A 24905-nucleotide genomic window follows, 5' to 3' on the forward strand; every position below is an offset into this window, starting at 1 on the left:
ACTGCGCGCCGTGTCAGCGGCCCCCGGCCAGCGCTCCGTCCTCGCCATCGGTCCCGACGGAGGCTGGGTATCGTTCGAGGCCCAATTGTTGGAATCCCACGGCTTTCGCCCCTTCTCCCTGGGCCCCCGAATCCTGAGGGTGGAGACGGCGGTCCCCGTGCTCGTCGGGCAAGTAGCCCTTCTCGCGGAAGACACTGCCGCGCGTCAGGGTGCATCTCGGGCTTGAGGAGCGCGGGGCGCTGTTGAAGAGTCCCCGCCATGGCCACGTCCATCCCTTCGTCCCCGGTCGCTTCCGACAGCTCGCAGCCCGCGGTCGGTGAGCAGCAGCCCCTCGTCACGTCCGAGCCGCAGGCGCCAGCCGCGAAGCCCGCCAGCCACGACTCGGTGCCGCCGCCCGCGCTGCTGGACTTCATGCTGAAGCAGTGGAAGCCCGGCTCGGGGAAGCTGCCTCCGAAAATCAAGTACGCGGAGTCCTTCAAGGCCCGCCGCAAGGCGCTGTCGCAGGCATTCCCTGGCGAGACGATTGTCGTCCCCACCGGCCACGAGAAGGTGCGCGCCAACGACACGCACTACCGCTTCCGCCCGGGCACGGACTTCTACTACCTCACCGGCAACCTGGAGCCGGACTGCGTGCTGGTGCTGGAGCCGAAGGAGGGCGGCGGCCACACCGACCTCCTCTTCGTGGAGCCCAACCCGGGCCGCTCCGATTCGACGTTCTTCACGGACCGCGTGAAGGGCGAGCTGTGGGTCGGCCCGCGACTGGGCGTGCCGGAGAGCCAGGCGCGCCATGACGTGGACGAGGCGCGCGGCCTGAACACGCTGGCGGACTACCTGAAGGGCCTCAAGGGCGCGGCGACGAAGCCCACGCGCGTGCTGCGTGGGCACTCGGCCAAGGTGGACGACGCGGTGACGGCGGGCGGCGAGCGCGACAAGGCCCTGGCCACCTTCCTGTCCGAGCTGCGGCTCATCAAGGACGCCCAGGAGCTGCGCGAGCTGCAGATCTCCATCGACGCCACGCAGCGCGGCTTCGAGGACGTCATCCGCAGCCTGAAGGTGGCGAAGACGGAGCGCTACGTGGAGGGCATCTTCAACCTGCGCGCGCGCGTGGAAGGCAACGACACGGGCTACAACAGCATCGTCGCCAGCGGCTCGCACGCGTGCGTGCTGCACTGGAACCGCAATGATGGGCCGCTGGTGTCCGGGGACTTGCTGCTGTTGGACGCGGGCGTGGAGGGCCACACGCTCTACACGGCGGACATCACCCGCACGCTGCCCATCTCCGGGCGCTTCACGCCGGAGCAGAAGGCCATCTACGAGCTGGTGTACGCCTCGCAGGAAGCGGCCTTCGCGGCGGTGAAGCCGGGCAACGACTTCATGGAGCCCAACCGCGCCGCCATGCAAGTGCTGGCGGAAGGACTGGAGAAGCTGGGCATCCTGGAGAGCGCGACCGAGGCGCTCAAGGACGAGCACCAGTTCTACAAGCGCTACTCGTTGCACAACGTCAGCCACATGCTCGGCCTGGACGTGCACGACTGCGCGCAGGCGCGGCAGGAGGCGTACAAGTACGGCAAGCTCCAGGCGGGCATGGTGCTCACGGTGGAGCCGGGCCTGTACTTCCAGAAGGACGACCTCACGGTCCCCGCGCGCTACCGGGGCATCGGCGTGCGCATCGAGGACGACATCGTCGTCACCGCCCGGGGCTGCAAGGTGCTCTCCGCCAACATCCCGCGCACGGTGAAGGACATCGAGGCGTGGATGGGCGGCATCTGGAACGCGGACAGGGCCCCCGCCGCGAAGGCGAAGAAGGCCGCCTCGAAGAAGCCCCAGGCCCGCACCGCGAAGAAGGCCCCCGCGAAGAAGGCGAAGGCCGGCAAGCGCAAGTAGCACCAAGGCGCGTGAGTCGGGCCAGACGGGTCCGACTCACGACGCGAGGCCCCAGGCTCCGAGTTCTCACCGCGAAGCGAACTCGACGCTTCGGGGTCCCCAACCCGCGAGAGCCAACGCGCGCTTCACCCTCGTGAGTCAGGACACCGGTGCGAAGTAGATATCGCGGGACGCGCTGTCCGAAGCCGCGAAGGCGAGCAGTCGCTCCCCCTCCTCCGTGAGCACGGCGCGGTCCTCGCGAGCCAGTCGCTCGAATGGTTCGATGCGCAGCGTGACGCGCGCCTTCGCGCGCTCCAGCTTCCACATCCCTCGCACGAAGCCATCCACCAGCACTGTCGGACGGATGATGCCGTTGACGGTGAAGACGCGCTTGCGATGGGGCTCGGAGATGATGCGCGTGCGGTCCGCGTGCGACAGCAGCACGTTGTCGAACTCGGCCACGAAGCGCACCGGTGCGGGCGTGTCCCCCGAGGGGCGGGGCGCATCCGGCATGTCAAACAGCTCGACGCCGTGCTCGTCACGGAACGTGCGCAGTCGAGAACGAAGCTGCTCGACGGTGTCCGAGAGCCGCGCCAGCCCGGACCACATCTGCATGTCCTTCACGCTCGCGGGCCCGAAGGCACCCAGGTAGCGCAGCACCACGTCCTCCAGGGGCAGCGCGGAGCCTGACGGCTCACCGAGCCACGACTTCGACGTGGCGAACTCCACCTCGCCCCCCACGCCCCACGTCGCGAAGGGAGGCACGGTGACGAGCGACTCCGCGACACGCACCACCATGCTGAGCGCCGAAGCCTCCCGCTCCGGCCAGCGCTCCTGGAGTCGCCGGCCCAGCTCCACCGCGCTCAAGGGCCCCCGGGCGAACAGCTTGCGTCCCTCGGCAATCACCAGGTCCACGTCCAACCCCACCAGCTCGCGCGGATACGCGCTGTGTTTCAGCATCCGGTCCAGCACGGGCTGAAGGGTGGGCCGCAGGCGCTGGAAGTCGCGAGCCGTGACGAGGTGCTGCGTGGACCGCAGCATCGTCGCCCGCACCACGTCGCGCGCGTGGTACCGGCGCGTCAGGTCGTCGAGCTGGAAATCCTTCATCCGCGTCCAGAGCCCCAGGTACGGCGCGTTGCCCGCCTGCGCCTGAAGGCCCACCAGGTGCTCAATCACCTCCGTGACGGAGCGGCTCGTGCGGCGCAGGAGGAACTGTCGCTGGAGCAGGGCCCGGTTCAGCTCCCGGGTGGTCAGCACCGGGGCCAATCCACCCTTCCCGCTCCGCCGCGCTGTGACGGCGACTGACGGACTCTTGTGTCGTGACGGCACGGAGACCTTCTTCACGGAACGAGGCGCTGACAACACGCGGGGGCGACGTCCCGGGTTCTTCACACCGCCGGCCCTGGAGCGCTTCTCCTCGGTGAGGGTGTAGGGAAAAGGCAGGAACATCAAGGCGATGGGAATCATGGGGCCTGGGGTCAGGGACAGGGCAGGCGAAGCTGGGCGGCTTCGTGAGAAGCACCATGACGGGCAGGCGTGACAGCTATCTGTCAGGTATCAGGACAGGCGCCCGGAGGCCGGGAAGGCCCGGCCGGAAGAAGCGCCTCAGGCGGCGACGGTGTCGGCCAGGAGCGGCACACGCTCCAGCACCAGTTCGTCGTCGCGCAGCGAGAAGCGCAGCAGCATCGAGCCATCCTCGTTCTCCATCAGGAACGAGTGGATGGGGCCGAACACGTACCGCAGCTCCTGGGCGTTGCACGTGGGCAGGTACGTCCGCAGGACGCGAGGGTCGTAGTAGCGGAAGTAGAGGCGCTTGCCATTCTCGTCCTGGACCTTGAGGAAGCGACGCAGGTGGCGGCGCAGCACCTCGGGCGCGACGGGCGCTTCGACATACAGCCCCCACGCGCGTCCCCAGGCCGTGCCCAGCAACTCCCCCAGCAGGGGCGCATCGGGCCGCAGGCGGACGAGATAGGGCGCCACCTCCGCCAGTTCGGGGGCGATGCGCCCCTCGTAGAGACACGAAGCGGCGGGCTCCCAGCGAATCAGCGGGTACACACGCGGCTCGCGGGCCGCGTCGAGCAGGGCGTAGCGCTCCAGCGGAGGCGTGCCCTCTTCCCGCGCGGACCAGAGCAACGCGGACAGGTGTCTGGCGCGCGGTGACATCGTCGTTCTCCCGCTCAAGCAGCGCGCTTCTGGGAGGCTTGCAGGGCCTTCTTCTCGCACTCCTCGCAGAAGGGCGTGCCGTGGGCGGCGGCCTGCCGCAGGGCGTGCACCTGCGCGGCGATGTCCTGCTCGGGCGCGGGAGGCGGAGGCGCGGGACGCTCCACCGGGGGAGCCTCGCGTTCAATGAGCACCGGCTCGATGAAGGAGGGCGGCGCCTGGCGCACCCGTGGAACCTCGCGCACCTTCAGCTCACCATCGAGCAGGGCCCGCTCCACGCGCTGCGTGAGCCGCTGCTCGAAGTGCGTTCGCTCCAGCGTGGACAGCCCCATGGGAGTCATCCCGCCCAGCGCCTCATAGAGCGAGTACATCGTCGCGCGCGAACCGGAGAGCCACCGGTCCAGGTGCCAGATGGCCAGCCCGCCCACCACCGGCACGAAGTCCTCGCCGTCCTCGAACGTCATGTCGACGGTCCGCGCAATCTCGTAATCGAGTTGCGTTCCCGGCAACAGCCAGGAGCGCGTCTGCGAAGACTTTCGACGAGGAAGCATGGGCTCAGTATCTCACAGGGCCATGGTGAAGGGACGGGCCCGCCCGAGACGACTAGGGCGAGGACGCGGGTGCGGCCTCCATGGGAGCTTCCTCCATCGGAACCTGGGGCACCGGCGCGGGCGGCGCCGTCTCGCCGGGGACCTTCCCGGTGGGCTTGCGCGCCTTCTCCTTCTCCCACTCCTCGGCGGAGAGGGGGATGATCTCCTTCAGGGTGGAGTACTCCATCTTGAGGTCGCGCGGCTCGGTGCGAGTGTCCGCGCCGGCGGTGAAGGACAGGCGGTTGATTTCGTGCCCCGACTCCGTCTCCAGCACCACGCGCCAGTGGCCCGGCTTCAGGTTGGACGTCGTGGCGTAGTAGCGATAACCGCCGTCCGTCCCGTTGCTGCTGACGTTGGCGATGAAGCCGTTGCCGCTGGTCGTCCAACCCTTCTCCGGGTGGTCGTAGTACCAGCGCACGCGGACCTTGTAGGGCGCGAAGTTCTTCGGCGCGAAGATGCGGAAGAAGTAGTACGGCTTGTCGCCGGGCCGAATCACGAAGTCCGGACCGAACCACGTCCACGGCTTGTACCAGATGGAGTCTTCCACCGAGGTGAGCTGGTACAGGCCCGGGCCGACGCGCTTCACGTCGTGGAAGATGCCCGAGTACTGCACGGCCAGCGGAATCGGCGGGATGACGCCCACCAGGTAGCAGACGAGCAGCGCCGCCTGCACGCCGAAGCCCGGCAAGGCCACCTTGCGCACCACGTACTCGACATCCGGGCGCAGCCGCTCCATCAGCCGCATCAGCCCGAAGACGCTCGCGCAGCCCAGGGACACGGCCAGCAGGAACACCCAGAAGCCCATCCGGCCGATGAGCACGGGCAGGAGGAACGCGAAGTACATCGTCACGCAGAGGCTGAGCAGCGCCACGCGGACGATGGGGCCCAACTGCCGGAAGCGCGGCAGCTCGTTCGCCACCAGCAGGCCGAAGAGGCCCACGATGAAGATGTACGGCATGAAGCCCGACGTGCTCTTGAACAAGAGCAGCATGAACACGCTGAGCAGGCTTCCGAAGAAGAAGTGGATGGCGTCCTCACGCCAGCGCCACACCTTCGTCAGCGCCACGGGAGGCGGTGTGCCCTCCGGATAGCGCTGCTCCAAGAGGAGCAGGGACGCGAGGATGAGCAGGTACGCGAAGCTCTGCACCATCGTCAGCGTGTCGTCGATGCGACTGAGCGAGATGATGTCGTAGAGGAAGCCACCGAAGAAGAAGGCGGCCATCTCCCACTTCTCGTGCCGGGCGCGGAACGCCTGCACCTTCTCCATCAGCGTCGGCGTCTTCGCCGTGGCCACCAGGTCATCGGGGTCCACCGTCGCGGGGGAGATACCTGGTGGGGCATCCGTCAACACGACTGCGGCGTTGGTGGGGGCGATATCGGAGACCGCCGGCGGTGCACCCGACGGGTCGACGGTCTCTTCGGTCTTCTGGGAGCTGTTGGGCGGAGTGGCGGTGACCACGGTGTTTCCTCGCGGTAGCGGCCGCCCATCCTAGCCTCGGGCGGGGAGCAAATCTCCCCTCCCCCCCGAGCCCGCTCCCCCAGGTCAGGCTGGGGGCTTGCCGGCGAGCAGGTCGGTCAGCTCGCCGCGTTCCTCAATCTCCGCCAGGATGTCCACCCCGCCGACGAACTGCCCGCGGATGAAGATCTGCGGAATGGTGGGCCAGTTCGTGTAGTCCTTGATGCCCTGGCGAATCTCGGGGTCGGCCAGAACGTCCACCGTGAAGACCTGACCGTGGGGCTGGAGAATCTGGAGCGCCCGCGCGGAGAAGCCGCACTGGGGGAACAGGGCGTTGCCCTTCATGAAGAGGACGATGGGGTGCGCCTGGGTGAGCTGGTCGAACCGGGCCTTGAGCTCGGGGGTCATGGAAGTCTCCTTAGCGGTTCCCGAGCTTCTTCCACTGCTCGGGCGAGTAGGTTTTAAGAGCCAGGGCATGCAGTTCGCCCGACTTCAGCCATTGCTGGAGCGGCGCATACACGAGCTGGTGTTGCTGCACCATCGCCTTGCCGGCGAAGTCGGGGCTGACGACGCGGGCCTCGAAGTGGTCCCCCGTCCCCGTGGTGTCCTGGACCTCCACCTCGGAGCCCGGCAGGGCCTCCAGGATGCGGCTGCGGACGAAGTCTGCGTCGAGCATCAGTTCATTCCCCTTCCCATCACCAGCATGGCTGGGTCCACGCCCATGCCACGCAATGTCGTCTCCCACAACTTGCCTGGCTCGAGTTCCAGCACGGCGTCCGCGCTGGCCTCGGTGAAGAGCCATGAGCCGGCGGCGATTTCGCTCTCCAACTGCCGGGGGCCCCAGCCCGCATAGCCCAGGCAGAAGCGCAGGCGGGGGGCGGCGCGCTCCAGCAGCGGGCCCAGCGCGTCCAACGTCACGCTGAGGAACAGCCCGGGCAGCACCGAGTGCTTCTCCAGCACGCCGCCGTCGTCGTGCAGCACGAAGCCTCGCTGCGGCTCCACGGGGCCGCCGATGAAGACGGACTGGGCGGTGCGCTCGGTGTGGATGTCCAGGTTCTGCCCGCGCGCCAGCTCGCCCAGCGACAGCGGTGCACCCCGGTTGACGACGAGCCCCATGGAGCCGGACTCCCCATGCTCAATCATCAGGATGACCGAGCGATAGAAGTTGGGGTCCCCGAGCTGAGGCATGGCCAGCAGAAAGCCGGGAGCGAGGTTCTTCACGAGCCGAGCATCAACCGTTCGAGCGAGCGGCGCAACCGGAACCGCCCCTCTCGGGGCCCGCTCCGAGCGCGCCGCCGCCTGGCCTCAGTGCCAGCTGGTGTGCTTGGACTGAAGCGCCTCGGACAGTCGCTCCGGGTTGAGCGGCTTGCCGATGAAGAGGTCCGCGCCCAGGCCCTTGCACTTGCGCGCCATGGCCGCGTCGCTCATCGCGCTCACGCCGATGAGGACCGCCTGGGGGAAGCGCTCGCGCAGTCGGGACATCAGCGTGGCGCCGCTGCGACCGGGGAGGAACACATCGACGATGGCGGCGTCCATGCGCTTGTTGCGCACGGCGAACTCCGCTTCCTCGGCGCTGCCCACGGGCAGGGGCTCGTAACCCCAACCCGCCAGCATCTCGACGAGGATTTCGCGGTGGGAAGGATCATCCTCCACGACGAGGACCGAGCTGCGCACGGTCTCCACCTTCAAGTCGTCACTGCGTTCCGTGCGCTCCTTCGCGTCGTGGCCGAGCACGGGGAGGGTCTCTTCAGTGGTGGGCAGGGACATGAGGGCACCGGTTGGGCAAAAGGTTTCCGTGTGATGGGAACCCACATTTCCACGGTGGGAATTCCTCGCACCCACGGGTGCCCAGGATGTTCCTCAGGAGGCCTTGCGAGGGCTCGCCGAGAGTGCCTGGGAAGCGAGCGAAGCGCCGAGCACCAGGAGGACGAGCAGCGCCCACGCGGGCAGCACGACGCGAGCGCCGCCCTCGTAGATGAGGGCCGCGTAGCTGGTGCCCAGATATCGCCCCAGGGACATGGGCTCCATGCGGGCGATGCCGAAGAAGCTCACGGTGGACTCGGTGAGGATGGCGGTGGGCAGGCGGCTGAGGAACACGGCGAGCGCGAAGGGCCGCAGCGCGGGCCACAGGTGGACGCGCAGCACGTGGACTCCGCCACCACCGAGCGCGCGGGCCGCGGCGACGAACTCCTGTCCCTCCAGCGTGGCGAGCCGGTTGCGGAACATGCGAGCGGGGCCCGCCCAGCCGACGAGCGCGAGGGAGGCCACCATCAATCCGAAGGGGCCCAGGCCACCGCTGTGTCCCGCGTCCGCGAGGGACTGGCCCGCGAGTTGGAGCACCATCACCACGAGCACATCGGGCAGGGCGAAGACGGCGTCCACGCCGCGCAGCAGGGCCTGCTCCCAGGCGCCGCCAACGAGTCGTGCCACGGCCGCGACGATGAGGCCGATGAGCGTGGAGAGTCCGCCCGCGCACAGGCCCACGGCGAGGGACACCCAGAGTCCACCGAAGGCCAGCTCGCACACGGTGCGGTCCGGCCGCATCGGGTCCTCGCCCAGGGGACAGGTGCTGGCGAGCACCTCGGGGAACAGGCGTCCGGCCACGAGGCTCAGCACCCCGAGGCCCACGAGCAGGAGAAGCCCGAAGCGGGCGCGCGCGGGGACGCGGTTCATGCGAGCCCCCTGTATCGGACCAGCGCGGCATCCGACTTCTGGCGCACGGAGCAAGGGCGACACGCGCGCTGAGTCAGCGAGTCACACGACTCCGCTCCGGAGCACGTGATTGCAGGAACAAGCCTCACGCGCGAGCCTCCCGCGAGCGAGGGTCCACCGCGTACCGGGTCAACTCGACAGCGAGGCTGACGACGACGAGCAGCGAAGCAAAGGTGGTGGTGGCCACCACGACGACGGCCACCTGCTTGTTGAGGACGGCCAGCACATAGAGCTGACCGAAGTACGGGAGGCCCAGCACGCGCTCGGCCGCGAACGAACCGGCGAGCAGGGCCGTCGCCACGGGCCCTATCGCGTCCAGCAACGCGGGCAGGACATTGGGCAACACGTGACGACGCAGCACGGTGCCGGGAGCGAGTCCCTTGCCCAGCGCGGTGCGCACGTAGTCGCGAGACAGCTCCGTCTCCAGCGCGTCCCCCACCAGGGTGCCCAGGAAGATGCCCGGCCAGATGGATGTGACGAGCGCGGCGCAAAGCTCCGGCAGCATGTTGCCCCGCTCCACCACGGAGGGAGCCAGCAGGAGCGCGGGGATGAAGACAGGGGTGCCGAAAGCCAGCGCGGGCACGACATCGCCGAGCGCGGCCCATCGGCCCCGACGCCAGCGCGTGCGCACCATCGCGAAGCCGAGCGCCCAGGTCAGCGCCAGGGGCAGTGCGAGCAGTCCCACGCCGACGCTGCCAGACAGCTTGCGCGCCAGTTCGTCGCCGGTGACACCTTGCGCGCTCGTGCCCAGCCGCTCGCCGCGCCAGAGCTTCTGCCAAGGCCGAAGGAAGCCCAGCGGCTCGCCGATACCCAGGTCCCGTCGATACGAAGCCGCCAGCTCCGGTGACACCTGCCGCTTCGCTTCGCTCTCGGTGGTGAGCGGCAACATCGCCATGAGGAAGTACGAGGCCACCGCCACGAGCGGCACCAGCACGAGCTGTCGCGCCAGCTTCTGGAGCACCGACCTCATGGCCACACCTCGGCGCGCCGCGCCTCGACAGGGAGCAGCAACGACGTGGCCAGCGCCACATGCGACAAGAGCCCGAGCCTCATGGCGTCATCTCGAAGCGCTGCGAATCCATCAGGCGCGGCAACGTCGCGGACAGCGCCACATGCGTCGTCATGGCACCACCTCGGCCGGCTTCGGTTCCGGAGTGGATTGCCGCAGCGTGCGCAGCGCCAGGAAGTTGAACGGGTCCACGTCCAGGCCCTGCAGCGTGGCCCGAGCACGGTAGTAGCGGTCCGGGTGATAGATGGGCGCAATCACCGCCTGCTCCCCCACCAGCACCTCCTGCGCCTGGGTGTACAGCGCATGAGCGCGAGCCTCATCCGCCTCACCATCCGCCGCCTCCAGCAATCGCTCGAAGCGGCCCATCGGCTCACCACCCGCCTGCGTCTCCCAGCCCGTCTGATGGTTGCCCTCGCGCTCGAAGAGCGTGAAGAACGTATTCGGGTGCGCGTAGTCCCCGCCCAACCGGCGCAGATACAGGTCATACGCGCGAGGCCCCTGCGCCGTGCGCCGCGCCACCTCCGCCGTGAAGTCCGACCGCGCCTCCAACACCACCTGCACACCCACGCGAGCCAACTGCGCCGCCACGCGCTCCGCGATGGCGACCTCCGGCACGAAGTTGTCGCCCGAGCGATACACGAGCCGCAACGGCCGCTCCAACCCAGCCACCCCGGCCAGCTCCTGCTTCGCGCGCTCTGGCTCGTAGTGCGGCAGGCGCGCCGCCTCCTCCGTCGAAGCCGCCCCCGGAAGCTCCGGAGGCAACAACACATGCGACGGACGCGCCGCCGGCAGCAACCCCGCCACCAACGCCTCGCGGTCCAGCGCCCGAGACAGCGCGCGACGAACCTCGGGCCTGTCCAGCGGAGCGCGCTCTGTGTTGAAGGCCAGGTAGTACGTCGACAGCAACGGCTCGCGCTGCAAATCCCCGGGCCGCTTCACACGCAGCGCCGCCGCGCTGTCCACGAACACGAAGTCCACGCGGCCCCGCTCATACAGCGCCGGGCCAATCTCCGACTTCATCAACGTGATGACGGGCACGGGCGCCTCACCGGGCACCATCGGCGGAGGAAACGCGGAGCGCGGGTTGTACACCAGCCGCACCCGCTCGCCCGCGCGGTCCCAGCTCTCCACGCGGTACGGCCCCAGTGCCAGCGGACGCCCATCCCGAGGCCGGTCGAAGTAGTCGCGGACCTCCTCGTCCGCCCTGCCCTCCAGGTCCGCGGCCGGCGCCGGATAGAAGATGTAGACGTTGGCCACACGGGCCAGGAAGTAGCTGCGCGGATGCACCAGCGTCACCCGAAGGGTGTGCGCGTCCACCGCCTCCACGCCCAAGCGCTCCATCGCCGCGCGGACCTCCGCCTCCAGAGCCATGCGCTCCTGGAGCGCCAGCACCTCCGACGCGCCATCCAGGTCCGCCATCTCCCCGCGCTCACGCCCTCGCAGCGCACGCCTCCACCCCACGACGAAGTCGCGCGCGGTGAGCAACGAGCCGTCCGACCAGTGCACATCCCGCCGCAGGTGGAAGACGTAGACCTCGCGGCCCTTCTCGTCGCGAGCCCGCTCCCAGCGCTCCGCCAACCCAGGTTGCACCGAGTGGTCCGCGCCGAGCACCGTGAGCCCCCGCTGCGTGGCCAGCATCACCGGATAGTTGGCCCAGCTCTCGGGGTCCGAGTGACTCCAGTCGAGCGTGGTGGGCATCGCGGGCACCACCACCTTGACGCCCGCGTCGGGCTGGAAGCCGCACGGCCCGCATGCCCCGGTCACCCAGGCCAGCAAGAGACACCACCAGGCGAGTCGCGCGCGAGGAGCCACCGGAGCACGTTGTACCCCGAAGCGCCGCTCCCCCGAAAAGGAGAAGCCAGGAGACCGGCGACTCCTGGTCGGCCGGCATCCTGGCTTCGGTACCTCACGGAGGAAGCTCCTCCGCTGTCACCCCGGCGCTAGGCCGGAGCGGGGGCCGGCGTGGACGGAAGGTCCGGCGGTGCGGCCTTCAGGCTGTCGGAGAACGGCTTGCGGCCGAACTCCTCCGGCTTCTCCAACACCAGCGCCTCGCGCAGCACGTCGTCCACGAACTCCACCGGGACGATGCGCAGCTGCTTGCGAATCTTCAGCGGGATGTCCTTCAGGTCCTTCTTGTTCGCCTTCGGAATCAGGACCGTCTTGATACCCGCCCGGTGCGCGGCCAGCGTCTTCTCCTTCAGGCCGCCGATGGGGAGCACCCGCCCGCGCAGGGTGATTTCACCCGTCATCGCGACGTCGCGACGGATGAGGACCCGCGTGAGCGCGCTCACCAGCGCCGTGCAGATGGTGACACCCGCCGAAGGACCGTCCTTCGGAATGGCGCCTTCCGGCAGGTGGACGTGGATGTCGTAGTTCTCGAACACCTTGCGGTCGATGCCGAAGCGCTCGGCGCGGCTGCGCACGTACGACATGGCCGCCTGGGCGGACTCCTGCATCACCTCACCCAGCTTGCCGGTGATGATGAGCTTGCCCTTGCCCGGCATCACGGTGGCCTCGGTGGTGAGAATCTCACCGCCCAGCTCCGTCCACGCCAGGCCCGTCACGATGCCCACCTGGTCCTCCCGCTCCGCCACGCCGTAGCGGTACCGAGGGGTGCCCAGGAACTTCATCGCCGTCTTGCGGTCCACCTCGATGTCCCGCTTGCCGTTCTTCAGCACGTCGCGGGCGATCTTCCGGTACACGCCGCCAATCTCACGCTCCAGCGAGCGCACGCCGGACTCACGCGTGTAGCGGTGGATGATGGTCCTCAGCGCCTCGCGGCTGAAGTCCACCTTGATGTCCGCCAGCCCGTTGGCCTCCTGCTCCTTCGGGATGAGGTAGCGCCGGGCGATGGAGAGCTTCTCCGGCTCGGTGTACCCCGCGATGCGAATCACCTCCATGCGGTCCTGCAGAGGACCGGGGATGTTGTGCATCGTGTTCGCGGTGCAGATGAACATCACCTTCGACAAGTCGTAGTCGAGGTCCAGGTAGTGGTCGTTGAAGTTGTGGTTCTGCTCGGGGTCCAGCACCTCCAGCAGCGCCGCGCTCGGGTCGCCTCGGAAGTCCGTGGACATCTTGTCGATTTCGTCGAGCAGGAAGACGGGGTTGTTGCTGCCCGCCTTCTTCAGCGACTGGATGAGCTTGCCCGGCATCGCGCCGATGTACGTGCGACGGTGGCCGCGAATCTCGGCCTCGTCACGCACGCCGCCCAGCGACAGGCGCACGAACTTGCGGCCCGTGGCCCGTGCAATCGAGCGCGCCAGCGACGTCTTGCCCACGCCCGGAGGACCCACGAAGCACAGCACGGGGCCCTTGAGCTTCTTCACCAGCTGCTGCACGGCCAGGTACTCGAGGATGCGCTCCTTCGGCTTCTTCAAGCCGTAGTGGTCCTCGTTGAGCACCGTCTCCGCTTCCGTCACGTCGAGCCGGTCCTGCGTCTCGTCGTACCAGGGGAGGCTGATGATCCAGTCGATGTAGTTGCGGACGACGGTGGCCTCGGCGCTCATCGGGCTCATCATCCGGAGCTTCTTCAGCTCCTTCTTGACCTTGAGCGTGGCCTCCTTGCTCATCCGCTTGTTCTTCAGCTTCTCTTCAATCTCCTGAATCTCGTTCTTGAACTCGTCGCGCTCACCCAGCTCCTTCTGAATGGCCTGCATCTGCTCATTCAGGTAGTACTCCTTCTGGGTCTTCTCCATCTGCTTCTTGACGCGGGTGCGGATCTTCTTCTCCACCTGGAGAATCTCGATCTCCCCCTGCATCAGCTCGTACAGCTTCTCCAGCCGCTTGGCCGGGGACTCCGTCTCGAGCAGCGCCTGCTTGTCGTTCAGCTTCAACGACAGGTGGGCGACGATGGTGTCAGCGAGCCGCGCCGGGTCGTCGATGCTGGCGACCTGCATCAGCATCTCTGGCGGGATGCGCTTGTTGAGTTTGACGAAGGCCTCGAACACGGAGTGGACGCTGCGAACCAGCGCCTCCAGCTCCACGCTCTTCTCCGTCTGCTCTTCGACCTCCTCCACCTCCACCATGAAGAAGGCGTCGTTGGGGTGGAACTTCTTCACCTTGGCCCGGCGCACGCCCTCCACCAGCACCTTCACCGTGCCGTCAGGCAGGGGAAGCAGCTGGATGACGTGGCCCATGGTGCCGAAGTGGAAGATGTCGTCGGGAGAGGGGTCATTCGTCTTGGCCTTCTTCTGGGCGGCCAGCAGGATGACGGCCTTGTCGTCCGGCCCCTTGTGAGCCATCGCGTCCTTCAACGCCGCGATGGACTTCTCCCGGCCGACGAACAGCGGAACCACCATGTGCGGGAACACGATGATGTCCCGAAGGGGCAAGAGCGGGACGGTGAGTCCCCGCTTCTGGGCTTCCTTCTTGTCGTCACGTCCGAAGAACATGTATCCGCCACCTGCTGGCCTACCGGGAGGGTAGGCCCCTGAAGAGTTGCCCGGTTGCTCGCCCGACGAGCGCTGACCCGGGGTGAAGCATGTCTATAACACGTCGAATTCAGACGCCGTTCCCCGCCTCAAGATTGGGGAACCACTTGCTGCCTTCAAGGGAACACCCGGAGCCGACTCGGATGTCCGCCTGGGGTGTCAGCGGCCCTGCGCTGCCTGCCCACCCTGGAGCCCTCCCACCTCCAACGCCTGGAACAAGAACGCGTACTGGTCCGCGCTGGATTCAATGCTCTTGGCCACCTGGTCCGCGCCACCATGTCCCGCGTTCATTTCGATGCGCAGCAGGGCGGGTGACAGGCCGCCAGGTGCGTTCTGCACCGCCGCCACGAACTTGCGAGCGTGCATGGGGTCCACCCGGTCGTCGTGGTCCGCGGACATCATCAACAGCGCGGGGTAGCGCACGTCCGGCCGGACATGGTGGTAGGGCGAGTAGGCGTGCAGCGTCCGGAAGTCCTCGGCCTTCTCCGCCGTCCCGTACTCCGGAATCCACGTCCGCCCGCTTCCGAAGAGGTGGTAGCGCACCATGTCCAGCAGGGGCACCTGGCACACCACCGCGCCGTACAGCTCCGGGCGCTGAGTCATGGCCGCCCCCACCAGCAGGCCGCCGTTGCTGCCTCCCTGGATGGCCAGCTTCCGGGGCTGGGTGTACTGCTCGCGGATGAGGTACTCGGCGGCGGCGTGGAAGTCGTCGAAGACGTTCTGCTTGTTCGCCTGGCGGCCCGCCTCGTGCCAGGCCGTGCCGTACTCGCCGCCTCCGCGCAGGTTGGCCACCGCATACACCCCTCCCGCGTCCAGCCAGGGCAGGATGCTGGCTCGGAAGTTGGCCTCCATGTTCACGTTGAAGCCGCCATACCCGTACAGCAGCGTGGGGGCGTTCCCGTCCCGCTTCAGGCCCTTCCGGTACACCAGGAACATGGGCACGCGGGTACCGTCCTTGGAGGGGTAGAAGACCTGGTCCACGGTGTAGGCCGCCGGGTCCATGGGCAGCTCCACCTGGGCCCACAGCTGGGACTTCCCGCTCTGGACGGACGTCTTGTAGACGCGCCGGGGCGTGGTGAAGGACGTGAAGACGAAGTACGCCTCGTCCTCGTCCTCCAGGCCGGACAGGTTGGAGGCCGCGCCCACCCCCGGCAGTTCCACCTCGCGCACGGGCTTGCCCCGCAGCGTCGCCACGCGGATGACGGTGGTGGCGTCCTTCATGTACTCCAGCGCCAGGTGCTCCCCGACGATGTTCATGTTCTGGAGCGAGGCCACCGGGTCCTCGGGGACGATTTCCTTCCACGCCGAGCGCTCGGACCTGGCCGGGTCCACCTCGAACACGCGCTGGCGCGGGGCGCCCTCGTCGGTGTTGACGTAGAAGCGGCCCTTCCAGGCCACCACGTTGTAGCGGGCGCCCTGCCCCTTCACGAGCAGGCGGAAGTCCTTCTCACCGGGCCGCTTCCAGTAGACGTCGTTCTCGTTCCAGCCCCGGAGGATGTAGACGAAGAGGAACTGGCCATCGCGGCTCAAGTCGCCCTGGAGGAAGGTGGTCGGGTCACCTGTGTGCGGGTGCACCAGCGCGTCCTTCTTCGGGTCCTCGCCCAGCGAGTGGAAGCGCAGCGTGGTGTAGCCCGGCCGCGCGTCCACGGGGATGGAGGCGTCCGAGGGCAGCCACTCGTAATAGAAGCCCTTGCCGTCCGGCGTCCAACGGGGCTGCGCGTACTTGGCGCCCTCGATGACATCCACCTTCGACCACTGGCCCGAGTCCACGTCCACCACGTGCAGCACGGCCTCGTCCGCCGCGTTGGGCTTCTGCGCGAAGACGAGCTTCTTGCCGTCCCATGAGGGAGCCCACGTGCCCAGTGACACGGAGCCATCCTGGCTCCAGCCGTTGGGGTCCAGGAGGACTTTCTCCGCGCCCTTCTCGCCGTCACGCCAGTAGAGGACCGCCTTCTCCTTGTCCTTGTGGGTGCGGATGTAGAAGTAGCGGCCCGCGCGCCGGGCGGGGATGGAGATGGAGTCCACGTAGAACAGCTCGCGGAAGCGCTTCACCAGCGCGTCCCGGCCAGGCATCTTCGCCAGGGCCTCGCGCGCGACGGCGTCCTGCGCCTTCATCCACGCCTGGACGTCGGGAGCCTTCTCGTCTTCCAGCCAGCGGTAGGCGTCCGGCACCGTCACGCCGTGCACCGTGTCCACCACCGCGTCCACCCGTGTCGCCGGGTATGCCATGCGCGAGTGTTCCTCCTGGGCTCGCGTCCCCACCGGGGCCGCCTCCCGTTCCGCCGGCTTCGAGCCAGCGCAGGCAGAGAGCATCAACAACAAGGCGGGCAAGGGCAGCCGTGTCATGGAGCCAGCACATACAGAAAGCCCCAGGCCCGTCCCACAAAAACCGTGGGCCGCCTGGCAGGCCGGCCCTCCCGACAGAATGCGTGGGGCGCGTCGGGCCTGCTTCCTGGCCCTTGACGCGCCCCGTCACATCTCGAGGGACCGCCCCTGGAAGAGGCGGCCCCGTCTTGCCGCGCTAGGCGGATTCCTTCTTCGGCTCCGCGGGCTCTTTCTCCGCCGCGGAGTGGAGGATGACGGGCTCGCTCTTCTTGAGGATGACCTCCTCGGAGATGAGCACCTCGCGCACCGTCTTGCGGGACGGGATTTCGTACATCACGTCCAGCATGGCCGACTCCAGGATGGAGCGCAGGCCACGGGCGCCGGCCTTACGGCGGATGGCCTCGCTGGCGATGGCCTTGAGCGCGCCGTCGGTGAACTTCAGCGCCACGCCGTCCAGCTCGAAGAGCTTCTTGTACTGCTTGGTGAGCGCGTTCTTCGGCTGGTTGAGGATGTTGATGAGCGCGGGCTCATCCAGCTCCTCCAGCGCGGTGATGATGGGCAGACGGCCGATGAACTCCGGAATCATGCCGAACTTGAGCAGGTCCTCCGGCTCCACGTGCTTGAGCAGCTCCGTGAGGTTGCGCTGCTTCTTCGACTGGATGTCCGCGCCGAAGCCCAGGCTGCGACCACCGAGGCGCCGCTCAATCACCTGGTCCAACCCGCCGAAGGCACCACCGCAGATGAAGAGGATGTTGGTGGTGTCCACCTGCAGGAACTCCTGCTGGGGGTGCTTGCGGCCACCCTTGGGCGGAACGTTGGCCACCGTACCTTCGATGATCTTCAGCAGCGCCTGCTGCACGCCCTCGCCGCTGACGTCGCGGGTGATGGAGGGGTTCTCCGACTTGCGGGCAATCTTGTCGATTTCGTCGATGTAGACGATGCCGCGCTGCGCCCGCTCGATGTCGTGGTCGGCCGCCTGGAGCAGGTTGACGATGATGTTCTCGACGTCCTCGCCCACGTAGCCGGCCTCGGTGAGGCACGTGGCGTCCGCAATCGTGAAGGGGACGTTGAGGATGCGCGCCAGCGTCTGCGCCAGCAGCGTCTTGCCGCTGCCCGTGGGGCCCAAGAGGAGGATGTTGCTCTTCTGGAGCTCCACGTCCTCGAGCGCGACCTTGGACTCGATGCGCTTGTAGTGGTTGTGAACGGCCACCGACAGCGTCTTCTTCGCCCGCTCCTGGCCGATGACGTACTCGTCCAGCACGGCCTTGATTTCAGAGGGCCGGGGGATGCGCAGCTTGGTGTCCTTGGTCTCCTCGCGGTCGATCTCCTCCGCGATGATGTCGTTGCACAGCCCGATGCACTCGTCGCAGATGTAGACCGTTGGCCCCGCGATGAGCTTCTTCACTTCCTTCTGCGACTTGCCGCAGAAAGAGCAGCAGAGGGTCTGGTTGTCTCGCTTCTCCACGTTCTTGCCCGCCATGAAATCCCTCGCTGCGCCTGTAAAGCCGCCACCCTGCCTCGCGCCACCCAACCCGGCCTCAAAGCAATCTAGTCAGCCCCCATCAGGGACGTCCACGCGCCTTCCCGGTACTTAACAGGGAGAGTGGGTCGGCGCAGAAAGCAGAAAGCCGGAGACGCGGGGACGAATTCCCGCGGCTCCGGCCACCGGCCGAGGCGTCAAGCCCCGGCGAACCGCTACTTCTTCTCGTCCTTGCCCAGCCCGACGACCTTCCTCGGGTTCTGGATTTCATCCACGATTCCGTAGGCTTTCGCCTCCGTGGCGCCCATGAAGTAGTCGCGATCCGTGTCCTTCTCGACTCGCTCGATGGTCTGCCCGGTGTGCTTGACGATGATGTCGTTGAGCTTCGCCTTCATCCGGAGGATTTCCCGGGCCTGGATTTCGATATCCGTGGCCTGGCCCCGCACCCCGCCCAGGGGCTGGTGGATCATGATGCGGCTGGAGGGCAGCGTGTAGCGCTTGCCCTTCGTCCCGGCGAGCAGGAGCACGGCCCCCATCGACGCCGCCTGGCCCACGCAGATGGTGGACACCGGCGGCTTGACGTACTGCATCGTGTCGTAGATGGCCATGCCCGCCGTCACGGAGCCGCCCGGCGAGTTGATGTAGATGTTGATGTCCTTGTCCGGGTCTTCGGACTCGAGGAACAGCAGCTGGGCGACGATGACGTTGGCCACGTCATCGTCGATTTCGGTGCCCAGCATGATGATGCGGTCCTTCAGGAGCCGGCTGTAGATGTCGTACGAGCGCTCACCGCGGTGCGTCTGCTCGATGACGTAGGGAACGGGCATGAAGGGCATGTCGACCTCGAGTAGCGGGCTCTGAAGCTCTGGAGACGGCTCGGAAAAGAACCTCAGGAATACTTCGCCCGGCCCTTCAGGAATTCAATCGTCTTTTCCTCGCGCAGTCGCAGAGACAACCCGAGGCGCTCGTCCGGCCCCTTGAAGTACTTCTTCACGGCGGCCACGGGCTGGCCCGCCTCCACGGCGAGCTGTTCGATGCGCGCGTCCACGTCCGTGTCGGACGCCTGCACGCCCTCCTTGAGGGCGATGGACTCCAGCAGCAGCGTGCCCTTCACTTCCTGGAGGGCCTTCTCGCGCATCTCCTCGCGCAGCCGGTTGAAGTCCAGGTTCAGGCGGCTGGGGTCCACGCCCGAGCGCTGCAGCTGCTGCAGGGCGCCCCGCAGCATGGAGTCCATGGCGCGCTCCACCATGGCGCGAGGTACCTCGAACGGGTTGCGCTCCACGAGCACCTTCACCAGGGCCTCGCGCTCGTCGTTGTCCGCTTGCGAACGGCGCGCCTTCTCCATGTCGGTGCGCAGCTTGCCGCGCAGCTCTTCCATGGTCTGGGCGATGCCCGTCTCCTTGGCGAAGTCGTCGTTCAGCTCGGGGCTGATCTCCTTCTTCAGCTCCTTGAGGGTGACGTGGAAGCGGCCCGTCTTCCCCTTCACTTCCTCCACCCGATAGTCCGCGGGGAAGGCGTAGTCGATGTCCTTGGACTCGCCCACCTTGACGCCTTCCAGGGCGGCGATCTTGGACTCGACCAGCTCACCGGGCTGCACCTGGACGGTGATGCCCTCGGCCTTGCTGCCGGTGAACGGCTGGCCGTCCACGGTGGCGTCGTAATCCACGGTGGCGTAGTCGCCGGAGGCCGCCGAGTCGCGGTCGGCGACGGGCTCCAACCGGCTCAGCGACTGGCGCATGCGGTCCAGCTGCTCGTTGACCTGCTCGTCGGTGACGGACACTTCCGTCTTCGTCAGGGGCAGCTCCGCGTACTCCTTCGCCTCGACCTTGGGCTTGACCTCCACCCGGGCCTCGAAGCTGAACGGAGCGTCGGCCTTCAGGCCCTGGTTCGTCACCTGCGGGCTGGCGACGACCTCGACGTTGTGCTCGCGCACGGCATCCAGGTAGGCGCTCTGCACCACGCGCTGGATGACCTCGTCCTCGATTTGATCCTTGAAGCGCTGCTCCAGGATGCGGCGGGGGACCTTGCCCTGGCGGAAGCCCGGCAGCTTCACCTGCTTGCTCAACGCGGAATAAGCGCGGTTCAGCTCTTCCGCCACGCGGGCGGACTCGACCTCGATGGAGAGCTTCTTCTCAACGGGAGAGAGCTCTTCGACCTGGACCTTCATACGGGCCTCGCTCGCCGCCGCCTCGGACAATCGTCCCGAGCGGCGCCGGATAAGTGGGACGTGCGCGTTTAGGGGATAGGCACGAACGGGTCAACGCGAAATGGGCGAGGAGGGACTCGAACCCTCACACCTTGCGGTACCAGATCCTAAGTCTGGCGCGTCTACCAGTTTCGCCACCCGCCCGGATGCGCCGCGTGCCGTGTTCCGTACATACCGCGAAACGTCCGCTGGACGTCAGCAGGCGGCGGCGCAGTGCGGAAAAACAAACGGGGCCTCTCCATTTCTGGAGAGACCCCGTCATGAGAGCGGAGGGAATCGAACCCACAACCTATGGATTAAGAGTCCATTGCTCTGCCAATTGAGCTACGCTCCCGGCACTGCGCTTGGCCCGTCGGCTGCGTGACGTCCAAGTGGCGGCGGTAACTACAGAAGGCCGCCCGCGCTGTCAAAAAGTATTTTCGTCCCCCCTGCATTCCCACGCGGAGCAATCACCCCTCGGAGACGCCGAGTCCGGGTGACGCCGCGCCGCCCGCCCCACGGGCTGGCGCCACCGTGGGGCCACGCGGGGATGAAACACGCTCCCAGCACCGCTGTTGAACGAGGCCACGTCGGGCCTTTTCGCGACCAGTCCACCGGAGCGAACAGGCACGCACGGCCCCTTATTCGGGATTCGCACGGGTGCACCGCCGAGGCACAGGCGGGCGGACGGAGGTCGTCCGCCCTTTTCGCGCAGACGCATGCAGGAGAGACGACAGTGACTGAAGCCAACATGTCCCCCAAGGTGGAAGAAGCGGGCCTGGCCCACGGCGGCTGGAGCCGGGAGCGGATGGAGCTGATTCGACGCACCATCTGCCCGAGGGGAATCAGCGAGGACGAGTTCGCCCTCTTCATCGAGCAGTGCAAGCGCAGCGGGTTGGACCCCCTCCTCAAGGAGGCCTTCTGCGTGGCCCGCCGGCAGAACATCGGCAACCGCGAGCGGCCCAACTGGGTGAACAAGTACGAGTTCCAGCCCTCCGAGGCCGGCATGCTCGCCCGGGCCGAGCGCTTCCCGGACTTCAAGGGCATCCAGGCGAGTGCGGTGTTCGCCGAGGACGACATCGTCGTGGACCAGGGCAAGGGCGAGGTCGTGCACCGCTTCAACCCGGCCAAGCGCAAGGGCGCGCTGGTGGGGGGCTGGTCCCGCGTGGTGCGCGACGGAAAGCTGCCCGTCGTGGTGTGGCTGGACTTCAGCGGCTACGTCCAGCAGACGCCGCTGTGGGCCAAGATTCCCACGACGATGATTGAGAAGTGCGCCCGGGTGGCGGCGCTGCGCAAGGCGTATCCCGAGGCCTTCGGAGGCCTGTACGTCCGCGAGGAGATGCCGGCGGACGACTTCGAGCCGGCGGCCCCAAGCCACGCGGAGCCCACGGGCGCCTACGAGGTGCTGGGCGCGCGTCCTGGCCCCGTGAAGGCGTCCTTCCCCACCCTGCCCGCCGCGCCCGCCAGGGAGGAGAAGCCGCAGCGACTGGACGTCGACGTGCCGCTGGCGCCGCTTCCCCCCAAGGAATCGGCGAGGGCGGTGGAGGTGGATGCCGCTGAAGCCCCCCACCCCGTCGAGCCGCCCGCGCCGCGCCAGAGCCCCAAGGCCAGCGCCGTGGTGGTGGCCTTCGGCCCGTACAAGGGGAAGACGGCTTCGGAGCTCTCCGACGAGGAGCTGAGCGAGAGCATCGAACTGGCGAACGAGAAGCTGATGGAGCAGCCCCGCGCGCGCTGGGCCAAGGCGATGCGGGAGAACCTGCTCGCGCTGGAGGCGGAGACGGAGCTGCGCTGCCGCGTGCCCACCGCGGACAAGGGCAACGGCGCCTCGCACGGCGTCTGAGCCACGCCCGGATGGCGACGTGAAGTCCTCCTCCGCCGGAAGGGCCTCGGCGGAGGACGGGCCACGCGGATCCACGGGGTGAGTGGTGCGGGAGTCGCTCCGGAGCGCCGTTGCTCGGGCGCGGATCATCGGAGTGACGGGGCTACTGGAGCGCGCTCGGAGGGACTTGAACCCCCAACCCCTGGGTTCGAAGCCCAGTGCTCTATCCAGTTGAGCTACGAGCGCAGAGTACGGAGAGGAAAAACGTGGGCGGCCAACCGGGGTCGAACCGGCAACCTCTGGAGTCACAGTCCAGCGCTCTAACCAGTTGAGCTATGGCCGCCGTTCCGCAACGGCGTTTGAAGCGTGGCTTCCCTACCGTGGAAAGCCGGGCCAGTACAAGGCCCAAATGTCACGGCAGCCAGGTTGGCGCCCCAAGCAGGACTCGAACCTGCGACCCCCGACTTAGAAGGTCGGTGCTCTATCCAGCTGAGCTATTGGAGCTGGCCGGGCCGCCTGCTTCCACATCGCTACTTAAAATCGGGGCGAGAGGATTCGAACCTCCGACCCCCTGCGCCCAAGGCAGGTGCGCTACCAGGCTGCGCTACGCCCCGAAAAGTAGAGTCCGGCATTGTTGAACCATCGCGAACGGACGCGCAAGGACAACGTGCCTGACGGGCCCGCTCAAGTGCCCGTGGAGAGCATCAGCAGCTTCGGCTTCATCTTCCGGAAGGCCGCGCCCCGGTGCGACACGGCGGACTTCTCCTCCGGGGTCAACTCCGCCATCGTCCGGCCACTGTCCGGAAACATGAAGATGGGGTCATAACCGAAGCCATGCGTCCCGCTCGGCGCATGGCCGATGCGGCCTTCGCACCGCCCCTCCTCCACGTGCGTCCTGCCATCCGGCCACGCCAGCGCCAGCGCGCAGCGGAACGACGCCGTGCGCTTCGCGTCGGGCACCCCGGTCAGCTCGGCGAGCAGCTTCTGGTACCGGGCCTTGTCGTCTCCCGGCGCGTACCGGGCGGACAACACGCCGGGCCGGCCGTCCAGCGCGTCCACGCACAGCCCGGAGTCGTCCGCCAGCGCGGGCAGGCCGGTGGCCCGGGCGTACTCCAACGCCTTCTTCACGGCGTTGGCCTCGAAGGTGTCGCCGTCCTCCTCGGGCTCGGGGATGGGCGCCAGGTCCGCCAGCGACACCACCTCCACCGAGTCCCCCACCAGCTCCCGCAGCTCGCGCAGCTTTCCCTTGTTGGTGGTGGCGAAGAGGAGCTTCGACTTGCCCGGCGTCATTCGAGGGCCTTGGCCTGCGCGACGACGAGTTGCTGGATGGCGGCCAGGCCCCCGTCGAGCATCGCGTCCATCGTCTTGCGGTCGAAGAGCTGGTGCTCGGCGGTGCCCTGCACCTCCACCATGCGCCCGTCCCCCGTGGCGACGATGTTCAGGTCCACGTCCGCCTTCGAGTCCTCCTCGTAGTCCAGGTCCACGCGCACCTCGCCGTTCACCACGCCCACGGAGACCGCGGCCATGGGCGTCAGCTTGGGCGTCTTGGTGAGGGTGCCCGCCTTCTGCAGCGACCGCAGCGCGAGCACCAGCGCCACATAGGCCCCGGTAATCGAGGCGGTGCGCGTGCCGCCGTCCGCCTGAATCACGTCACAGTCCAGCGTGAGGGTGCGCACGCCCAGCGTGGACAGGTCCACCGCCGCGCGCAGGGAGCGGCCGATGAGCCGCTGAATCTCCATGGTGCGGCCCGTCTGCTTTCCCTTGGCCGCCTCGCGATGGTTGCGCGTGTGCGTGGCACGAGGGAGCATGCCGTACTCGGCCGTCACCCAGCCGGTGCCCTTGCCCATGAGGTGCGGGGGTACGCGCTCCTCGGTGGAGCACGTGATGAGCACCTTGGTGTGGCCGAACTCCACCTGCACGGAGCCCTCCGCATAGCGGGACACTCCGGGGGTGATGATGACGGGGCGAAGGTCCAGCGCACCACGTTGGAAGGAACGCACGGCGGGCTCCTGGGGAAGTGAAGCGAGCGTCCCTTCTCTACCAGAGCCGCGCGGCGCGCGTGTCGTCGGCGTCGCCCGCCTGTCCACTCAGTGGGAGACGGGGCCTGCTACCTGGGCGGGCCTGGCGGCGTCCCGCCGACGCGTCTCTCGCAGGAAGGCGAGCACGCCCTCACTGATGGCCTCGGCCAGCTTCTCCTGGTAGTCGTCCCGCCCCAGCCGCACGCCCTCCTCTGGATGGGAGATGTAGCCCACCTCGACGAGCACGGCCGGACACTCCACACCCGACAGCACGAAGAAGGGCGCCTGCTGTACGCCCCGGTCCGCCGCGCGCGTGCGTGAGACGAGCCGGGGGTGGATGGCATAGGCCAGCCGGGACGAGTCCGAGTGCGCCTCCGTGCGGACCAGGTCCTGGAGGATGAGCGCCAGCGTCGAGTCGCCGCGCGACACGCGGGACATGGGCGCCTCCGCGTTCTCCCGGTCCGCCACCGCCAGGGCCGCCTCGCCCGAGGCACTCGCGGACAGGAAGTAGGTCTCCACGCCCTCGGTGCGCGCGCGCATGCGGGGCGTGGGCATGGAGTTGGCGTGGATGGAGATGAAGAGGTCCGCGCCGTGGTCGTTCGTCATCGACACGCGCTCCGTGAGCGACACCAGCGCGTCTCGCTCCCGCGTCAGGTAGACCTCGCCCCCCGCGGCCTCCAGCTTCGAGCGCAGCCGGTGGGCAATCTGCAGCGCCACTTCCTTCTCGCGCAGCGCACCCGGCCCCTTCGCGCCCTCCTTGATTCCGCCGTGCCCCGGGTCGATGACGATGCGCGCGGGGCGCTCGCCGGCGCCCGCGGTGACGGGGACGAGCCAGAGGAAGGCGACGAGGGCCAGGAG

22 protein-coding genes and 6 tRNA genes are annotated in these 24905 nt (G+C 67.9%); 3 read left to right on the plus strand and 25 right to left on the minus strand.

Annotation, left to right across the window (positions count from 1 at the left end; genetic code table 11):
* Nucleotides 1–226 (plus strand): RsmE family RNA methyltransferase (locus HUW62_RS30615; protein WP_176436408.1); only part of this gene is annotated, 226 nt, incomplete at its 5' end.
* Nucleotides 227–258: 32 nt separating this feature from the next.
* Nucleotides 259–1884 (plus strand): aminopeptidase P family protein, encoded by a 1626-nt coding sequence (locus tag HUW62_RS30620; protein ID WP_176436409.1) that lies wholly within the window; start codon nucleotides 259–261, stop codon nucleotides 1882–1884.
* A 138-nt stretch (nucleotides 1885–2022) separates the two neighbouring features.
* Here HUW62_RS30620 and HUW62_RS30625 read toward each other — a convergent pair whose 3' ends face one another.
* From HUW62_RS30625 to HUW62_RS30710, 18 genes are all read right to left on the minus strand, one after another.
* Entirely contained in the window at nucleotides 2023–3330 is a 1308-nt protein-coding gene (locus HUW62_RS30625) for a winged helix DNA-binding domain-containing protein (protein ID WP_217911639.1), read from the minus strand.
* A 138-nt stretch (nucleotides 3331–3468) separates the two neighbouring features.
* A complete protein-coding gene (locus HUW62_RS30630) occupies nucleotides 3469–4026 on the minus strand; it encodes a DUF4123 domain-containing protein (RefSeq protein ID WP_176436410.1) in 558 nt (185 codons plus the stop codon).
* A 14-nt stretch (nucleotides 4027–4040) separates the two neighbouring features.
* A complete protein-coding gene (locus HUW62_RS30635) occupies nucleotides 4041–4574 on the minus strand; it encodes a hypothetical protein (RefSeq protein ID WP_176436411.1) in 534 nt (177 codons plus the stop codon).
* Nucleotides 4575–4626: 52 nt separating this feature from the next.
* Nucleotides 4627–6072: a DUF2914 domain-containing protein gene (locus tag HUW62_RS30640; protein WP_163866829.1), complete on the minus strand. Its 1446-nt coding sequence runs from the start codon at nucleotides 6070–6072 to the stop codon at nucleotides 4627–4629.
* A gap of 84 nt (nucleotides 6073–6156) precedes the next feature.
* Nucleotides 6157–6477, minus strand: coding sequence for a Grx4 family monothiol glutaredoxin (gene grxD / locus HUW62_RS30645; RefSeq protein ID WP_163866828.1), 321 nt, complete (start codon nucleotides 6475–6477; stop codon nucleotides 6157–6159).
* Nucleotides 6478–6487: 10 nt separating this feature from the next.
* Nucleotides 6488–6745 carry a BolA family protein gene (locus tag HUW62_RS30650; protein ID WP_163866827.1) on the minus strand — a complete coding sequence of 86 codons (258 nt, stop codon included), beginning with the start codon at nucleotides 6743–6745 and terminating at the stop codon, nucleotides 6488–6490.
* Nucleotides 6745–7290: a YqgE/AlgH family protein gene (locus HUW62_RS30655; protein ID WP_163866826.1), complete on the minus strand. Its 546-nt coding sequence runs from the start codon at nucleotides 7288–7290 to the stop codon at nucleotides 6745–6747. Before HUW62_RS30655 ends, HUW62_RS30650 begins: the two co-directional genes overlap by 1 nt.
* A gap of 84 nt (nucleotides 7291–7374) precedes the next feature.
* On the minus strand, nucleotides 7375–7836 hold the full coding sequence (locus tag HUW62_RS30660; RefSeq protein ID WP_163866825.1) for a response regulator: 462 nt from the start codon (nucleotides 7834–7836) through the stop codon (nucleotides 7375–7377).
* A gap of 93 nt (nucleotides 7837–7929) precedes the next feature.
* Nucleotides 7930–8742 carry an ABC transporter permease subunit gene (locus HUW62_RS30665; protein ID WP_176436412.1) on the minus strand — a complete coding sequence of 271 codons (813 nt, stop codon included), beginning with the start codon at nucleotides 8740–8742 and terminating at the stop codon, nucleotides 7930–7932.
* 124 nt (nucleotides 8743–8866) lie between these two features.
* Nucleotides 8867–9751: an ABC transporter permease subunit gene (locus HUW62_RS30670; RefSeq protein ID WP_163866823.1), complete on the minus strand. Its 885-nt coding sequence runs from the start codon at nucleotides 9749–9751 to the stop codon at nucleotides 8867–8869.
* A 150-nt stretch (nucleotides 9752–9901) separates the two neighbouring features.
* Nucleotides 9902–11488: a peptide ABC transporter substrate-binding protein gene (locus HUW62_RS30675; protein WP_255203731.1), complete on the minus strand. Its 1587-nt coding sequence runs from the start codon at nucleotides 11486–11488 to the stop codon at nucleotides 9902–9904.
* Between the two features lie 242 nt (nucleotides 11489–11730).
* On the minus strand, nucleotides 11731–14181 hold the full coding sequence (gene lon / locus HUW62_RS30680) for an endopeptidase La (RefSeq protein ID WP_163866821.1): 2451 nt from the start codon (nucleotides 14179–14181) through the stop codon (nucleotides 11731–11733).
* Between the two features lie 198 nt (nucleotides 14182–14379).
* The gene (locus tag HUW62_RS30685; RefSeq protein WP_163866820.1) at nucleotides 14380–16449 is read right to left on the minus strand and encodes a prolyl oligopeptidase family protein; all 2070 of its coding nucleotides are present in this window, start codon (nucleotides 16447–16449) and stop codon (nucleotides 14380–14382) included.
* A gap of 292 nt (nucleotides 16450–16741) precedes the next feature.
* Nucleotides 16742–18025: an ATP-dependent Clp protease ATP-binding subunit ClpX gene (clpX, locus tag HUW62_RS30690; protein WP_141642435.1), complete on the minus strand. Its 1284-nt coding sequence runs from the start codon at nucleotides 18023–18025 to the stop codon at nucleotides 16742–16744.
* A 215-nt stretch (nucleotides 18026–18240) separates the two neighbouring features.
* On the minus strand, nucleotides 18241–18861 hold the full coding sequence (gene clpP / locus HUW62_RS30695) for an ATP-dependent Clp endopeptidase proteolytic subunit ClpP (protein WP_163866819.1): 621 nt from the start codon (nucleotides 18859–18861) through the stop codon (nucleotides 18241–18243).
* A gap of 53 nt (nucleotides 18862–18914) precedes the next feature.
* Nucleotides 18915–20192, minus strand: a complete 1278-nt coding sequence (gene tig / locus HUW62_RS30700; RefSeq protein WP_163866818.1) for a trigger factor — start codon at nucleotides 20190–20192, stop codon at nucleotides 18915–18917.
* 101 nt (nucleotides 20193–20293) lie between these two features.
* Nucleotides 20294–20375: transfer RNA gene (locus HUW62_RS30705), tRNA-Leu, on the minus strand.
* A 117-nt stretch (nucleotides 20376–20492) separates the two neighbouring features.
* Nucleotides 20493–20565: transfer RNA gene (locus HUW62_RS30710), tRNA-Lys, on the minus strand.
* Nucleotides 20566–20961: 396 nt separating this feature from the next.
* Between HUW62_RS30710 and bet the strand changes: the two genes are divergently transcribed.
* Nucleotides 20962–22050 (plus strand): phage recombination protein Bet, encoded by a 1089-nt coding sequence (gene bet, locus HUW62_RS30715; RefSeq protein WP_163866887.1) that lies wholly within the window; start codon nucleotides 20962–20964, stop codon nucleotides 22048–22050.
* A 151-nt stretch (nucleotides 22051–22201) separates the two neighbouring features.
* Here bet and HUW62_RS30720 read toward each other — a convergent pair.
* From HUW62_RS30720 to HUW62_RS30750, 7 genes are all read right to left on the minus strand, one after another.
* Nucleotides 22202–22275 (minus strand) — tRNA-Arg (locus tag HUW62_RS30720).
* Nucleotides 22276–22298: 23 nt separating this feature from the next.
* Nucleotides 22299–22372 (minus strand) — tRNA-His (locus HUW62_RS30725).
* Nucleotides 22373–22456: 84 nt separating this feature from the next.
* Nucleotides 22457–22533: transfer RNA gene (locus tag HUW62_RS30730), tRNA-Arg, on the minus strand.
* Between the two features lie 36 nt (nucleotides 22534–22569).
* A tRNA-Pro gene (locus HUW62_RS30735) sits at nucleotides 22570–22643 on the minus strand.
* A 70-nt stretch (nucleotides 22644–22713) separates the two neighbouring features.
* A complete protein-coding gene (locus HUW62_RS30740; protein ID WP_163866817.1) occupies nucleotides 22714–23319 on the minus strand; it encodes an XTP/dITP diphosphatase in 606 nt (201 codons plus the stop codon).
* Nucleotides 23316–24029: a ribonuclease PH gene (gene rph, locus HUW62_RS30745; RefSeq protein ID WP_163866816.1), complete on the minus strand. Its 714-nt coding sequence runs from the start codon at nucleotides 24027–24029 to the stop codon at nucleotides 23316–23318. Before rph ends, HUW62_RS30740 begins: the two co-directional genes overlap by 4 nt.
* 87 nt (nucleotides 24030–24116) lie before the next feature.
* Nucleotides 24117–24905 (minus strand): N-acetylmuramoyl-L-alanine amidase (locus HUW62_RS30750; RefSeq protein WP_255203730.1); only part of this gene is annotated, 789 nt, incomplete at its 5' end.

Origin of the sequence: Myxococcus sp. AM011 (genome assembly GCF_013372595.1) — a bacterium.
Lineage (GTDB): Bacteria > Myxococcota > Myxococcia > Myxococcales > Myxococcaceae > Myxococcus > Myxococcus eversor.